Below are 14,518 nucleotides of genomic sequence, written 5' to 3' on the forward strand. Positions count from 1 at the left end.
CAAAAAAGGCGCCTCTTTCAACGGAGCCGCCTTTTCTGATTGGGATTCTGGCTTACAACAGGTCGTACTGTTTGAGCTTCTTGCGCAGGGTGCCTCGGTTGAGCCCGAGCATCTCGCTGGCCTTGGTCTGGTTGCCCTTGACGTGGTTCATCACGCTCTCGAGCAGCGGTGCCTCGACTTCCGAGAGCACCAGGTTGTACACGTCCGTGACGGTGGCGCCTTCCAGGTGGGCGAAGTAGTTGTGCAGTGCCTTTTCGACGCTGTCGCGCAGGGTCTGGCCCTCTTCGCTCGGCGTGTTCAGGTGCTGCTTCAGGTTGGCGTTGTCGCTCACGGGCGTTGTTCCACTCACTAATGTCTCGGTCATCATCGTCATGCGGCCACCCCTTGTCCGTCCTCTGTCTCAAGGCTCTGTCGACGTTCGGCGAAAAACGCCCGAACGTTGGCGCACTGCGCTTGGGTATCTTCCAAGGCATTGAAGCGGGCGCGAAACTCCCTGCCGCCCGTGCGTGTTGCCAGGTACCAGCCCACGTGCTTGCGGGCGATACGTACGCCCATCACATCCCCATAGAAGGCATGCAGCGCGGCAAGGTGCTCCAGCAGAATGCGTTCCACTTCATCCAGCCCGGGAGCCGGAAGATGCTCGCCTGTCCGCAGGTAATGCTCGATCTCGCGGAAGATCCATGGCCGCCCTTGGGCGGCACGGCCGATCAGCAGGCCGTCGGCCCCTGTGGCATCCAGCACCGCCCGGGCCTTTTCTGGCGACGTGATGTCGCCGTTGGCGAAAACCGGGATCGACACCGCCTGCTTGATTGCGGCGATGGTGTCGTACTCGGCTTCACCGGTGTACAGGTCGGCGCGTGTGCGGCCATGCACCGCCAGCGCCTGGATTCCGGCCTGTTCAGCGATCTTCGCCACGTTCAGGCCGTTCTTGTTCGAGCGATCCCACCCGGTGCGAATCTTCAGGGTGACCGGCACATCGACTGCACCGACCACCGCGTCGAGGATTTCAGCGACCAGCGCTTCATCTCTCAATAAAGCAGAGCCTGCCGCTTTGTTGCAGACTTTTTTTGCCGGACAGCCCATGTTGATATCGATGATCTGGGCACCGGACTCGACGTTGGCTCGCGCTGCCGCGGCCAGCATCTGTGCATCGCCACCGGCAATCTGTACCGAACGCGGTTCGGGATCGCCTTCGTGGATGCGGCGCAGGCGCGATTTGCGGCTGTTCCACAGGTTCATGTCGCTGGTGACCATCTCCGACACCACCATGCCCGCCCCCAGACGTTTGCAAAGCGTGCGGAAAGGCTGGTCCGTCACCCCGGCCATAGGCGCGAGGATCAGGTTGTTCTGCAGTGTATATGGGCCGATGCGTACCGCCGACATAGGTGTTCCCTGTTGTGGGGCCGGATCATTGGAGTTCGAAAAAGGGATGGCATGATACCCGCTCTCGGTGACCGGATAAAGATGGAACTGGATAAAATCTGAACAGTTGTGGGCTTATGACATTTAGGTTGGTGATGTCGCCCGCCGCGCTCCCTCAGGTATGGCGTGCTACTCGGGGGAGCGGAAACTCAAGCTGTAGTTCACCGCCTTGGGGCCTGGATCGAGGATGTCCAGAGCGATGTGGATCGGTGTCTGGCTAGGCATCTCGCCCCGCCCGGCCAGCTCGCCCGACAGGTACTCGCTGGGTTTGAACCGACGACTGGCGATCAACTGCCCGTTGAGGTCGGCGAAACGCAGCTCCAGCAAGGGGAAGGGTTGGCTGAAGGAGGCGCGGTTGTAGATGATCGCGTCGACGATCAGCGCGCCCTTGAAGTCCGGATGGCTGCGCACCACCAGGTTGCTGCTCTTGATACGAGCGATGTCGACTCGGGTGGGTACCTGGCAGCCGACGATCGGGCACAGTTGCTGGAACAGCGGCCGGTAACGATCGTGCCGGGCCATCTCATCGAAGTGGTAGTAGACGTACTGGAAGGCCAGCAGGCCAGCGGCGAGCAGCGCCAGGAAGCCCCAAAGCAGGCGCTTGCCCCAGTTCGGTGCGGGCTTTTGCCAGTCCAGTTGCAGCGGGTCGTCGACCACATCGACCAATGGTTCCTTGCGCGCGCGCGAGGGTTTGCTGGCCAGGACCGGCTCCAGCCGTTCGTCGTCTTCGGCGTCGTCGTGGTCGTCACGTGCCGACAGGCGCAGATTCGCGACATCGTCGTCCAGGGCCGAGAGGCCTTTTTCCGGACGAGGCTCGTCGGGGGACGAGAGCCGCTCGGTGGCTGGTTCGTCGCGTTCGGCGGGCAAGTGTGCGGGGGGGTATTCGTCGTCGAGCTCAAGCGTCTGTCCGAGGGTTGGCTCGGTACGCTCCTGGGCTATCGGTTCCAGGTCGAGTGGCTCCTGCTCGACCAGAACCGGTGCAGGTGCCGGTGTGGGTTGCGAGTCGGGCTCGAGGCGGTCATCGGTTGCGGTGCCGAAGGGCTCGTCACCATGTTGCTCCGGGTGCTGATCGTCACGCCGCGCCTGCAAGGACTCGTCGCGCTCGGCGTTTTGGCGCTCGGGGCGAGGGCCTCGTCGCTCCAGGCGCGCAAGCTCCTGGTCCAGATCCATGGCATCCAGCGTGGCAGCCCAGTCGTCCTGGCTCGGCGCGGGTGGCTCGACCGCAGGCGTTGCTGGCACCGTTGGCGCTACCGGTGTCGTGGCAACCGGCGTTGGCGCAGCCCCCTGGCTCTGTTCGAGCAACTGCCGCGCGGCATTGAACACCTGCAGGCACTGGCCACAGCGCACCACCCCACGGGCCACGCTCAACTGGTGATACGTGACGCGAAAACGCGTCTGGCAATGCGGGCACTGGGTGACGAAACTGTCGGTCATGCGGCGATCCGGGGGTTGTGCAGGGTTGGAGTCTGGTGCTTTACGAACTGTAGCCTAGCGACGACGGCCGCTGATACGCACCCAGCCATCGCGCACGACGATCGGGTCGAGGTCGAAGTCGGCGGCGTAGGCAGCAGCCACTTCCTCGCCCTGCTCGGCGAGAATGCCCGACAGCGCCAGCAGGCCACCAGGGCGTACCAGGCCGGACAACTGCGGGGCCAGTGAGACCAGCGGGCCGGCCAGGATGTTGGCGACCAGCACATCGGCCTGCATCGCCGGCATGTGCTCGGGCAGGTACAGCGCCAGCTTCTCGTCGGCGATGCCGTTGCGCTGGGCGTTGTCACGCGAGGCTTCGATGGCCTGCACGTCGATGTCGGTCCCCACCGCTTCGCGGGCGCCCAGCAGCAGGGCGGCAATGGCCAGGATGCCCGAGCCGCAGCCAAAGTCGAGCACCTGGGTGCCTGCGAGCGACTGGCCGTCGAGCCATTCCAGGCACAGGGCGGTGGTCGGATGGGTGCCGGTGCCGAAGGCCAGGCCCGGGTCGAGCAGCAGGTTGACGGCGTCTTTCTCCGGGGCCTCATGCCAGCTCGGCACGATCCACAGGCGTTGGCCGAAACGCATCGGCTGGAAACCGTCCATCCAGCTGCGTTCCCAGTCCTGATCCTCGATGACTTCGGCCTGGTGCTCGGGCAGATCGGCGCCGGTCAGCAGCTGCAGGTGGGCGAACACCGCTTCGGGCTCGGCATCGGCTTCGAACAAGGCCAGTAGATGCGTGTGCGACCACAGTGGGGTGGTGTTGAGGTCCGGTTCGAAGATCGGCTGGTCTTCGGCATCCATGAACGTGACCGAGACGGCGCCGACTTCGAGCAGGGCGTCTTCGTAGGTTTCGGCTTGTTCCGGGCTGATGGCCAGACGTACTTGCAGCCAGGGCATGGCGGGCACCTTAAATGTGATTCGGTGTGATCGAAGAGGCAGCCTACGACTGCCAAATCAAGCATTTTACGCGAGCGCGTCCCGTACGGACAGGCCGCAGGATGATCCGTCGAACAAATAACTACCGCTGGTCGTGCCGCGGCGCTACCTAGAATTCGGGCCCCCAAGCCTACGAGGTATAGCGTCATGAACGATCAGCCCGCTACCCATTCCCCCATTGACGATTCGTCGGCCCACTCCATCATCGAGCGACTCGGGCGCTGGAGTGCGGCCTTCGAGCAACGACGCAACTCCCAGCTGAGCTTTATCGAGGCAATCGAAAGCGACGCGCTTGTGCAACTGCGCACCTACTACACCGAAGATATCGACCCGAATTTCATCCAGGACCTGCTTGATGCCGCTCTACAGCGCATGGTCACCCAGCAGCCGGTGCTCTATGACGAAGCAGAACATGCCATCTATCGCATCAGCGACGGGGAGCCGCGTGAAGTGCCGCTGGAACGGCGCCAGCAGGTCGAACAACTGGTGGAGGGCATCGGTGGGCGCATGGTTGAAACCTACCGGGATTACCTCACCCGCCACTGGGAGGCGAAGCCCCAGGGCTTGAGTGATGTGCTCGAGTACCAGAAGCGAATCAGCCAACGTTGCGAGCAGCACTGCATTGATCTTGAAGCCGCGCTGGGCGCGCCACAGGTTGCCGCGATGACCAGTGCCCAGGTGCGGGCGCTGATTCGGGAGCAGGAGCGGGACTGGCATGCGCAGCCTGCGCTGTTGTTTCTCGCCGATGACGATGAGAGGCAAGTGCTCGACAGGCTTGTCCGCAAGCACCTGCCGGAGTGGTATCGCAATTTAAATGCCGAGGACGTCGCGGCGCTGACTGCCGCTCAGGGCGTTTGCGAGGGAGCGCAGTCAACACTCGAAAGTTTGCTTGGTAGTGCGCGCTCGTTGCGTGAGCATGCGGGCAGCCTGGCGTCCGCCTATCTGCATGAGCATTTCGACCTGCCATTATCTGCCGACCTCATCACCGTCAAATGTGAACCGTCAGCTACGGAAAATGTGAGCGTCAGGACGCTGACCCTTACCGAGCTGGTGATGGAAGGCGCAATTGACGTGACACAGGTGTACAAGCCGCTGCAGGTGAGCATGCCGTTACTGCATTGCAAGCCACCTTCCGCTGAGCAACTACAGGGTCTGTTGAGCGAACTCGATGTCCCGCACAGCTTCATCGCGACCCTCAAGCAGCGCCATCAGGACGCTGAAGTCGAGTTGGCGCAGCTAGAGCTCTATGACTCGCAATTGCGCTATAGCCTGCTGATTGCCAGCAAGAAAGGGCACCTGTCGGATGCGCGTCATGATCAGGTCTTGGCATTGCTCGCCCAGGAGCCGCCAGGCGATGAGATCTGTCCTCTGCAATTGTGGGCGGGCGCAGATTGCAGTGACTTGTTGTTGTTCGCCGTAGCAGATGACGCCTTTGTGCTGTATGCCCCTGGTAAACCAGATGGCCAGGAGTGGATAGAGCTGGTATCACAGCGCGCGCTCAACAGTGAAATCGGTGGTTGGTTGGCGGAGGAAACGGGTCGTCATTATCTGTTGAGCCAGGTTCCCTTCGATCAACGAGCCACGGTCAGTGCATCCATCCTGAGCATCGTGGAAAAACCTTCCGAATGGTCCCTGAGTCTGGATCGTAGGAGAGCCCTGACGGGGTACGAGGCATGCTTGGCCGAGCGGGTGCGCTTGAGCAATAAAAAGGCCGAGGATGAGATCGAGGCCTCTATTGCGCCGTATTACGCACTTAACCTGAACATTGGCCAAAAGCGCGTGATCAACCTGGAAAAGCAGGTGGCGTTGCAAGCTGAGCACGTGTTTGCCGCGTCGATGCAGGATTATGAAGGTTTTCACGCATTCGCCCGGCGTACCGTCGAGACTGCCATCAAGCCTTACCTGGACGACAAGGGCATCACCGAACAGGTCGACCCGGAGTCTATTCTGTTCGATCTGCCGTCCACAGACACGGATACGCCGCTGACGATGAACCTGGTCGATCTGGTCTGCTATGGATATGACGAAAATTCCGGCCTGGACAACCCGAAAAAGGGCGTGCGCTCCCTGGTTGGCCAGGACCTGAGCGCTCTACGCAGCCACGATTTTACGCGCTATGCACGTCGCGCTTACGTTGGCGAGACGTACATCACACACATACGCGAACACTATCTGAACGAGTCCTCGGCGGATTATGAGGCTCGCCGGAAGATGTTCGGTCGTGCGCTGATCTCGGCGATGGACCGCGATTTGCGCCTGGCCAGTATCAAGGCTGAACTCGATCAAGCGACCTATATGAAACTGATTGCACTGGTGACGGCGCTGGGGCGGACGTTGAGCCAGCCCGACATCGTCAGTGAGTCGGAAACGGTGGTCGAAAGCTCGGGGGTGTTTCGCTTGTCGATCGACGGTTGTTTCGTACTGGGCGCCTATGTTCTGCGGGAGGTGACAGGCAAAGTGGCGACTGACTGGTTATATACCCCGCAAGCCCCGGATGGTGTTCTGCTGCGCCCCTATCAGTCCCTGAACGCCACAGGTACGGGTGTGCTGTACGATTATCTGCTCAATCGCGTTACGTTGGCTTCCAGATCCAAGGTCAGCACGCGCCTGAAGAGGTTGGCCAGTGGCGACAGTCATCGTGATTCCCTGCGTGGGCTCAACCAGGTGGTTACGGTGGCCGGGGAGTACAACGCGTTCATCGAGCATGCGCTCGCCGATGTCGAGGATGCGACCCTTGGCAAAGCCGAGGTCATTCGCGCCCAGGTGTTCAAAGGCGTTCTGTTCAGCGCACTGCCATTGCTGGTGTATCCACCGTTCGCCATAGCGTTTGGTGCCTTCATGACCGCCTCTGCTTTGAAAAAGGCCATCGTCGCCCATACCCGATGGGAAACCGCAGTGGCCCTGCAGAACTGGCTGGAAGCGTCGTGGGGTTTGTTGGGGGCGGTGTTGAGTGTGCCAGGAGTGAGCCTGGGAATGCTCAAGTCAGCGCTTGCGCCCTTGCGCCAGGCAGTTGTCCGCCGCCCTCAGGTGACGGGTGCGACACGAACCCCCTCCCTGCAGTTCGACAAGTCCTGGGCAGTCAAGAGCAAGCCTGGCGATCTGCACAAGGTGACGGAGGACGGTATCTGGAAAGGCACCTACCGTAGCGGCGCCAAGGACGCTACCAACGCAGAGCATTTCATCCGCTCGGGCGGTCGTTACTACAAGGTCGTACACGACGCTGAGCACGCTACGTTACGGGTGTTCAAGGCCAATCGCCCGCAGAGCTACCATCGCCCGGCAGTGCGATTGCATGAAGATGGCCGATGGATTGCCAACAGCACCGGCCTTCGCGGCGGCAATCATGTGCAGGATGCTGGAACCCTGACGCAGGCAAGGCAGATTACCAATGGCGAGGGAGCGCCATCGGAAATACGTGGCGCTCTGCAGGGAGAAGCCGTGGTGGCGCGATACGTGGGGGCGGCGGATGACTACCTGTATACCGTCAATGCGCAGTCCTGTGTGGCGGTATCCTTGTACAACCCAGCAACACGTGCAGGTGCGGTGCTGCATATCGATCACAATGTCCGTAGCCTGATCGAGCCTGCACTGCGGCAAGTGCTGACGCAAATCGGCGCTGCGCAGGATGGCGCGGGCGTCAGGGCAGTCATGGCCGGTGGCGACTGGCTGGGCGGTACGGATATCGGCGGCGTCGTGCGGGCGTTGCTCAGGCGCCAGGGAATCCAGGCAAGTTGGCAGCACTGGTCGTTCTCGTCGTGTTTTGGCGGTAGCTATGGCATGACGCTGAACCTGGGGAGCGGGGTTACGCGTGTTTACCGAACGCCTATGAGCGTGGTCGAGCAAGTGCTGACGCCGATCATGAAGCAGGCTAATTTCCGGTTGAAGGGGGTGCCCGCTCGCGCCCACAGATTCCAAAGCCGTTTCCGGGCCCGCCCGCTGTATGAGCGGCCAAGCGGAGTTGTGGAAGATGCTGCCGGATTGGCGCCGGCCCCGGACGAACTAGCCTTGCAGGCGATCTCAGTGGTGAGCCTCTGACAAGCGGATATCGCGCTCATGCGAGCCTAGGTGACCTGCTCTGTCCTGGGTAGATAGCAAAAAAAACCGATGCCAGATTCTGGCATCGGTTTTTTTTGTGGCATCCCCGGCTTTTCTGAAAGGCCAATGGCTGGCATCGCAGCGATTGCCGGGCGTGCTACCTCAACAAGCGATCACTCCTGGTTGGCCAGTTTGTGCTCGAGGTAGTGGATGTTGACGCCGCCTTTGCAGAAACCTTCATCACGCACCAGGTCGCGGTGCAGCGGGATGTTGGTCTTGATACCGTCGACAACGATCTCGTCCAGGGCATTGCGCATGCGCGCCATGGCTTCGTCGCGGTCCTTGCCGTAGGTGATCAGCTTGCCGATCAGCGAGTCGTAGTTCGGCGGAACCGAATAGCCGCTGTACAGGTGCGAATCGACCCGCACGCCATTGCCACCCGGGGCATGGAAGTGCTTGACGGTGCCTGGGCTCGGAATGAACTTCTTCGGGTCTTCGGCGTTGATCCGGCACTCCAGCGAGTGACCGCGGATCACCACGTCTTCCTGGCGGAACGACAGCTTGTTGCCAGCGGCGATGCTGAGCATCTCCTTGACGATATCGATGCCGGTGACCATCTCCGAAACCGGGTGCTCGACCTGGACGCGGGTGTTCATCTCGATGAAGTAGAAGCGACCGTTCTCGTACAGGAACTCGAAAGTACCTGCACCGCGGTAGCCGATCTCGATGCACGCATCGACGCAACGCTTGAAGACTTCCTGGCGGGCCTTCTCGTCGATACCGGGGGCCGGGGCTTCTTCCAGTACCTTCTGGTGACGGCGCTGCAGCGAGCAGTCGCGGTCGCCCAGGTGCACGGCGTTGCCCTGGCCATCGGACAGTACCTGAACTTCCACGTGACGTGGGTTGGTGAGGAACTTTTCCAGGTAGACCATCGGGTTGCCGAACGCCGCACCGGCTTCGGTACGGGTCAGCTTGGCCGACGCGATCAGGTCTTCTTCCTTGTGCACCACGCGCATGCCGCGACCACCACCGCCACCGGCGGCCTTGATGATCACCGGATAGCCGACTTCACGGGCGATGGCCAGTGCAGTTTCTTCGTCTTCCGGCAGTGGGCCGTCAGAGCCCGGCACGGTTGGGACGCCCGACTTGATCATCGCATCCTTGGCCGAAACCTTGTCGCCCATCAGGCGGATGGTGTCGGCTTTGGGGCCGATGAAGGCGAAACCGGATTTCTCCACCTGCTCGGCGAAGTCGGCGTTCTCGGCGAGGAAGCCGTAGCCCGGGTGGATGGCGGTGGCGCCAGTCACTTCGGCGGCAGCGATGATCGCCGGGATGTGCAGGTAGGATTCTTTCGACGATGCAGGGCCGATGCAGACCGATTCGTCTGCCAGGCCCAGGTGCATCAGTTCGCGGTCAGCGGTGGAGTGGACCGCGACGGTCTTGATGCCCAGCTCTTTGCAGGCACGCAGGATCCGCAGGGCAATTTCCCCGCGGTTGGCGATCAGGACTTTTTCGAGCTTCCCAGACATCGTTGGCTCTCCGCGATTCAAACGATGGTGAACAGCGGCTGGTCGAACTCAACCGGCTGACCGTCTTCTACCAGGATGGCGTCGATGACACCGCCGATATCGGCTTCGATGTGGTTCATCATCTTCATGGCTTCGACGATGCACAGGGTGTCGCCTTTCTTCACCGACTGACCGACTTCAGCGAAGTTCGGCGAGGTTGGCGAAGGCTTGCGGTAGAAGGTACCGACCATCGGCGAGCGGATCACGGTGCCTTTGAGGGCAGGTGCTGCAGCGGCTTCGGCAGCCGGGGCGGCGGCCACGGGGGCTGCGGCGGCAGGGGCTGGAGCAGCAAATTGCGCTGGGGGTGCGAAGTACTGGGCGCCGGCAGGTTGTTTGCTGTTACGGCTGATGCGAACGGACTCTTCGCCTTCCTTGATCTCCAGTTCGTCGATGCCGGACTCTTCCAGCAGTTCGATCAGCTTTTTGACTTTACGGATATCCATTAATCAGCAACTCCCAAGGTTCGGTCGGGGACTTAATTATCAAAACGTGTCGAAAACGTTTCTTCGTAGTGTTTCGAAGCCCAGGCATGTAGGCCTGGGCTTTGCGTCATCAGGGCTGTGCGTTGGCAGCCAGGTGTTCCAGAGCAGACTCCAGGGCTAGCCGGTAACCGCTGGCGCCCAGGCCGCAGATCACGCCCACTGCCACATCGGAGAAGTAGGAGTGATGACGGAACGGTTCACGCTTGTGCACGTTGGAGAGGTGCACTTCGATGAATGGGATGCTCACAGCGAGCAATGCGTCACGTAATGCGACGCTGGTGTGGGTGAAAGCGGCCGGGTTGATCAGGATGAAGTCCACGCCTTCGTTGCGCGCGGCATGGATACGGTCGATCAGTTCGTACTCGGCATTGCTCTGCAGGTACTGCAGGTGGTGGCCGGCGGCGCGTGCGCGCTGCTCGAGGTCCTGGTTGATCTGGGCGAGGGTGACGGCGCCGTAGACTCCCGGCTCGCGGGTACCGAGCAGGTTGAGGTTGGGGCCGTGCAGCACCAGTAGGGTGGCCATCTGCGGTTTCCTTGGTTTTGTAGGGCAATTCGACATAGCGCGGCGACTATGCCGCAAGAGACTAGCGAGTGTCCAGTTCCCTGCAATAGCCAGCACGATGACCGAGATTCGCGCAAAGTATGTGACCAGATGATCAGCTCTGGTCACTTCGTTGGAGAAAGTTACCGGTGCGCGGGAAGTTATAGACCGAGTTTGCTGCGCATGCCGGTGAGAATTTTCGCAAATTCGTCGGCGTTCACCTCGCCTACCACCCGATCAGTGGTCATTTCGCTGCCGTTTGCGGCAAAAAACAACAAGGCGGGCGGGCCGAACAGCGTGTAGCGGTCGAGCAGGGCGCGTTGTTCGGCGTTGCTCTCGGTCAGGTCGAACCGCAGCAGCTTGAAGCCGTTCAGCTGGGCCTGCACCTGTGGCGCGTTGAGTACTTCATGTTCGATCACCTTGCAACTGATGCACCAGTCGGCGTACCAGTCCAGCAGCAGCGGCTGGCCTGCGGCCTTGGCCTGGGCCAATGCGGCGTCCAGGGCGGCAGGGGTGGTGAGGGTTTGCCATGCATCTGCCTGGGGGGTGGCGGGGGGCGAGGTGCTGACGCCGGGGCCGGGCAATGGACGCAGAGGATCGCCCTGACCCGCGAGTGCGCCGTACCAGCACGCCAGTGCATAGACCAGGCAGAGCAGCCCCAGCAGCTGGGCCAGGCGTTGACGTGGAGTCTTGACCACGAACTCCAGCGCGCCGAGGAACAGCGCCACGCCTGCCGACAACAGGCCGATCAGCAGCAAGGTCACCGGCCCCGGCAACACGCGGCTGAGCAGGCCAAGCGCCACGCCCAGCAGCAGGACCCCGATCACGTTCTTCACCGTGTTCATCCACGCCCCGCTCTTGGGCAGCCAGGCGGCACCGCCTGTCGCCACCAGCAGCAGTGGCGCGCCCATGCCCAATCCGAGCGCGAACAGCTTAAGTGCCCCGCCCAGAGCATCGCCGCTGGCGCTGATATAGAGCAGGGCACCGGCCAGTGGTGCCGACACGCAGGGCGAGACCAGCAGGCTGGAAAGCACGCCCAGCACCGCAGCACCCAGTAGCGAACCGCCGCGGGTATTGCTCGCGACACGGTCCAGGCGTTGGCTCAGGGCGTGCGGCAACTTGAGTTCGAACAGGCCGAACATCGCCAGGGCGAACACCACGAAGAACAGGGCGAAGGGCACCAGTACCCAGGCCGACTGCAGACGTGCCTGCAGGTTGAGGCTGGCACCGAACAGGCCCATCAGCGCACCGAGCGCGGCAAAGCTGGCAGCCATTGGCAGCACGTAGGCCAGCGACAGGCTGAAGCCGCGCCAGCCACCTACCTGGCCGCGCAGTACCACGCCCGAGAGAATCGGCAGCATCGGCAGCACGCAGGGGGTGAAGGTCAGGCCCAGACCGGCGAGGAAGAACAGCAGCAAGGTCTGCCAGCTCCAGCCCTCGGCCGTGGTGGTGGACAAGGTGCTGCCTTCGCCGGGAATCGACAGTCGTGCGGTTTCCGGCGGATAGCACAATCCCTTGTCGGCGCAGCCCTGGTAGCCGACCAGCAAGGTGAAGGCGCGCGAGTCGGTGCGCGGTACTTCGATGTCGACGATGCCGTGGTAGACCTCGACATCGCCGAAGAACTCGTCGTGCTTGGCTTCGCCTTGGGGAATCCGTGCGTTGCCGAGGGCGATGTCGGCCGGCTCGCTGCGAAACTGGAAGCGATGGCGATAGAGGTAATAGCCCTCGGTGGCGACGAAGCGCAGCTTGATCGACTGGGCATCGGCGCTGATCAGGTCGAGCTTGAAGGCTTCGTGGACCGGCAGGAAGTCGGCGCTGTTGGACAGCGAGGCGGCGCCGAGGGTGGCGCTGGGACGGTTGTCGAGCAGGCCCGAGGCGAACGTGGGGCTGGCCAGCAGCAGGAACAGCAGGAGGAACAGGCGGCGCATGGCGGACTCGCGAGGCGGAACGTGCCCGGCATGATAACGGAGTTGGCTGGAGGCGGGGATGACAGGTGGTCGCAGGTTCGGGGGCCAGGCCTGCCGATCACACCCTGAAGGCCCCCACCGCGGTATTCAGCTCACCCCCCAGTTGCAGCAACTGCTCACCCTGCTCGCGCCCTTCGCCGATGCGTTGCAGGTTGTCTTCACCGAGCGCATGAATCCGCTCGCTGTGGTCGCGGATCTCGCTCACTGCACCGCTCTGCTGAGCGGTGACGTCGGCAATCCTCACCGCTGTATCGGAGATGGTGCGAATCGCGCTGACGATCTCATCCAGCGCACCATCCGCCGCCTGGGCCTGGCTGGCGGTCGCTTCGGCGTGTTCGAGCTGGGTGCGCATGCCATTCACCGATTCGCGCGCCGCCTGCTGCAGGCGGTCTATCAGCGACTGGATCTCGCCGGTGGCGCCGGTGGTGCGCTGGGCCAGCGAACGCACTTCGTCGGCCACCACGGCAAAGCCGCGGCCCATTTCCCCGGCACGGGCCGCTTCGATCGCTGCGTTGAGGGCCAGCAGGTTGGTCTGCTCGGCGATCGAGCGGATCACCGTCAGCACGCCACCGATGGTCGCCGACTCCTCGGCCAGCTGTTCGATCAACTGCGCATTGCCCTGCACCTCATCGACCAGTGCTCGCAGGCCGGAGAGGCTGTGGCCGATCACCGCCTGGCCGTGCTCCACGGCGCGCCCGGCGTCGCGGCTGGCATCGGCGGCCGAACTGGCATCGCCGGCCACCTGCTGGATGGTCGCTTCGAGCTCGCCCAGGGCATCGCGGATCTGTGCGGTATCGCCTGCCTGGCGTTGGGCACCGTCATGCAGCGCGCTGCTCATGCCGGCCAGGGCATGGCTGCTGCCCGCGACCTGCTCGGCGTTGTGGCGGATGGTGCCGACCAGCGTCACCAGGTACTGGCGCAAGCGATTGAGCGACTCCTGGATGTCGAGCAGTTCGAGGTTGGTCTTGCCAAGGGCGACCGGCTGGGCAAAATCGCCCTCGGCCCAGCGCGACAGGGCCGGCGCGAGGCTGGTGAGGGTGCGTGTCAGGCGGCGCTGCAAGGTGTCGATGAGCAGGGCGATCAGCAGGATCAGGCCGATCATCAGGCCCTGGATGACCCGGACCTCGCCAGCGATCTTCGCGTGCTGACCACGCACCTCTGGTTCCAGTCCGGCGATGGCCTTTCGCACAGCTTCGAGGCGCTCGCTTGTGCTGGCGGCCAGTGCGGCACGACGCTCGATCTGTTCACGGGTGCGCTGCAGTTCGGCCGGATAGCGACCGAGCAAGCTCTGCAATTCACGCTTGAGGCTCACGGCAACGTCCTCCTTCTGCTCGCTGCCCTGGCTTTGCAGGCCCATCATCGCGGCGAAGTCGTCGGCGTTGGATTCGGCCGCGCGGGTCACCCCCAGCAACGGCAGGCTGTCGATGATTTGCGCCTGGGCGCGGATCTGTTGCAGTTCACGCTCCACTTCGTCGGCCAGTTCCGCGCGACCGCTGCTGACCAGCTTGTCGCGGGCCAGTGCCAGGCGGCCCAGATGCAGCGAGGCGTCCATCAGCGGGGCCAGGTAGCGGCCAGCCTCGGCGCTGCCGCTGTCGCGGGCATAACCGGCCAGTTGCTCAAGGTTGGCGCCCAGCTCGCGCTCGGCTTGCAGCAGCAGTGCCTGCGGATCACCGGCCAGCTTGCCGGCGGCCAGCAATTCGTTGGCGGTGAAGCCCTGCAGGCTGTCCAGGCTCGGGCGCAGCTTGGCGGCCAGTGCGTCTGGCCATTCTTCAAGGGCGCTGTGCAGCTGCTTGTTGGCCTCCATGGCCGAGGCATGGCGCAGGGCGTCGCCGCTGGCCAGGTAGGCCTGGATATTGCCGGCGGCCTCGTTCTGGAACTGCTGGGACAGCCCCAGGTAGCGCTCCATCATCTGGTAGGGACGCTCGAGTGCACGTTGCGACCACCACAGGGTTGCGCCCAGCGCGAAGCACACGGTCACCAGCAAGAGGGTGTTGAAATTGGTCAGCCACTTCAGGCGCATAGCCGCGAACTTCCTGCGGGAATGGAGAGGTAGGTGCCTGAAGTTATTGCGATTTTGTGACCGGGTGATGACGACGA

The 14,518-nt window shown here is 62.7% G+C and carries 10 protein-coding genes; 1 reads left to right on the top strand and 9 read right to left on the bottom strand.

Going from position 1 to position 14,518, the window contains the following annotated elements; translation table 11 throughout:
- Positions 1-52: 52 nt before the first annotated feature.
- From fis to prmA, 4 genes are all read right to left on the bottom strand, one after another.
- Positions 53-373 (bottom strand): DNA-binding transcriptional regulator Fis, encoded by a 321-nt coding sequence (fis, locus tag ACNFHO_RS20845; protein ID WP_029614158.1) that lies wholly within the window; start codon positions 371-373, stop codon positions 53-55.
- Positions 370-1,383 carry a tRNA dihydrouridine synthase DusB gene (dusB, locus tag ACNFHO_RS20850; RefSeq protein ID WP_054894209.1) on the bottom strand — a complete coding sequence of 338 codons (1,014 nt, stop codon included), beginning with the start codon at positions 1,381-1,383 and terminating at the stop codon, positions 370-372. The genes fis and dusB overlap by 4 nt, the downstream gene beginning before the upstream one ends.
- A 168-nt stretch (positions 1,384-1,551) precedes the next feature.
- Positions 1,552-2,856: a DUF3426 domain-containing protein gene (locus ACNFHO_RS20855; protein WP_416767217.1), complete on the bottom strand. Its 1,305-nt coding sequence runs from the start codon at positions 2,854-2,856 to the stop codon at positions 1,552-1,554.
- 54 nt (positions 2,857-2,910) lie between these two features.
- Complete coding sequence (prmA, locus tag ACNFHO_RS20860; RefSeq protein WP_414154349.1) at positions 2,911-3,789, bottom strand: 50S ribosomal protein L11 methyltransferase; 879 nt, start codon at positions 3,787-3,789, stop codon at positions 2,911-2,913.
- Between the two features lie 186 nt (positions 3,790-3,975).
- On the opposite strand from prmA, the gene ACNFHO_RS20865 reads away from it, so the two are divergent.
- Positions 3,976-7,863: a dermonecrotic toxin domain-containing protein gene (locus ACNFHO_RS20865; RefSeq protein ID WP_416767218.1), complete on the top strand. Its 3,888-nt coding sequence runs from the start codon at positions 3,976-3,978 to the stop codon at positions 7,861-7,863.
- Positions 7,864-8,036: 173 nt separating this feature from the next.
- Here ACNFHO_RS20865 and accC read toward each other — a convergent pair whose 3' ends face one another.
- The 5 genes from accC to ACNFHO_RS20890 all read right to left on the bottom strand — a co-directional run bounded on the left by accC (position 8,037) and on the right by ACNFHO_RS20890 (position 14,441).
- Positions 8,037-9,392 (bottom strand): acetyl-CoA carboxylase biotin carboxylase subunit, encoded by a 1,356-nt coding sequence (accC, locus tag ACNFHO_RS20870; protein ID WP_054894205.1) that lies wholly within the window; start codon positions 9,390-9,392, stop codon positions 8,037-8,039.
- A gap of 17 nt (positions 9,393-9,409) precedes the next feature.
- On the bottom strand, positions 9,410-9,874 hold the full coding sequence (gene accB, locus ACNFHO_RS20875; RefSeq protein WP_054894204.1) for an acetyl-CoA carboxylase biotin carboxyl carrier protein: 465 nt from the start codon (positions 9,872-9,874) through the stop codon (positions 9,410-9,412).
- 109 nt (positions 9,875-9,983) lie between these two features.
- Complete coding sequence (aroQ, locus tag ACNFHO_RS20880) at positions 9,984-10,436, bottom strand: type II 3-dehydroquinate dehydratase (RefSeq protein ID WP_054894203.1); 453 nt, start codon at positions 10,434-10,436, stop codon at positions 9,984-9,986.
- A gap of 179 nt (positions 10,437-10,615) precedes the next feature.
- A complete protein-coding gene (locus ACNFHO_RS20885) occupies positions 10,616-12,382 on the bottom strand; it encodes a protein-disulfide reductase DsbD (protein WP_416767219.1) in 1,767 nt (588 codons plus the stop codon).
- A gap of 97 nt (positions 12,383-12,479) precedes the next feature.
- Complete coding sequence (locus ACNFHO_RS20890) at positions 12,480-14,441, bottom strand: methyl-accepting chemotaxis protein (protein WP_416767220.1); 1,962 nt, start codon at positions 14,439-14,441, stop codon at positions 12,480-12,482.
- Positions 14,442-14,518 lie beyond the last annotated feature (77 nt).

The organism is Pseudomonas sp. NY15374 (assembly GCF_048068255.1).
GTDB classification, from domain to species: domain Bacteria; phylum Pseudomonadota; class Gammaproteobacteria; order Pseudomonadales; family Pseudomonadaceae; genus Aquipseudomonas; species Aquipseudomonas machongensis.

Coding starts and splice junctions, on each gene's coding strand:
- fis (WP_029614158.1), bottom strand. CDS start 373: ATGACGATGATGACCGAGACATTAGTGAGTGGAACAACGCCCGTGAGC.
- dusB (WP_054894209.1), bottom strand. CDS start 1,383: ATGTCGGCGGTACGCATCGGCCCATATACACTGCAGAACAACCTGATC.
- ACNFHO_RS20855 (WP_416767217.1), bottom strand. CDS start 2,856: ATGACCGACAGTTTCGTCACCCAGTGCCCGCATTGCCAGACGCGTTTT.
- prmA (WP_414154349.1), bottom strand. CDS start 3,789: ATGCCCTGGCTGCAAGTACGTCTGGCCATCAGCCCGGAACAAGCCGAA.
- ACNFHO_RS20865 (WP_416767218.1), top strand. CDS start 3,976: ATGAACGATCAGCCCGCTACCCATTCCCCCATTGACGATTCGTCGGCC.
- accC (WP_054894205.1), bottom strand. CDS start 9,392: ATGTCTGGGAAGCTCGAAAAAGTCCTGATCGCCAACCGCGGGGAAATT.
- accB (WP_054894204.1), bottom strand. CDS start 9,874: ATGGATATCCGTAAAGTCAAAAAGCTGATCGAACTGCTGGAAGAGTCC.
- aroQ (WP_054894203.1), bottom strand. CDS start 10,436: ATGGCCACCCTACTGGTGCTGCACGGCCCCAACCTCAACCTGCTCGGT.
- ACNFHO_RS20885 (WP_416767219.1), bottom strand. CDS start 12,382: ATGCGCCGCCTGTTCCTCCTGCTGTTCCTGCTGCTGGCCAGCCCCACG.
- ACNFHO_RS20890 (WP_416767220.1), bottom strand. CDS start 14,441: ATGCGCCTGAAGTGGCTGACCAATTTCAACACCCTCTTGCTGGTGACC.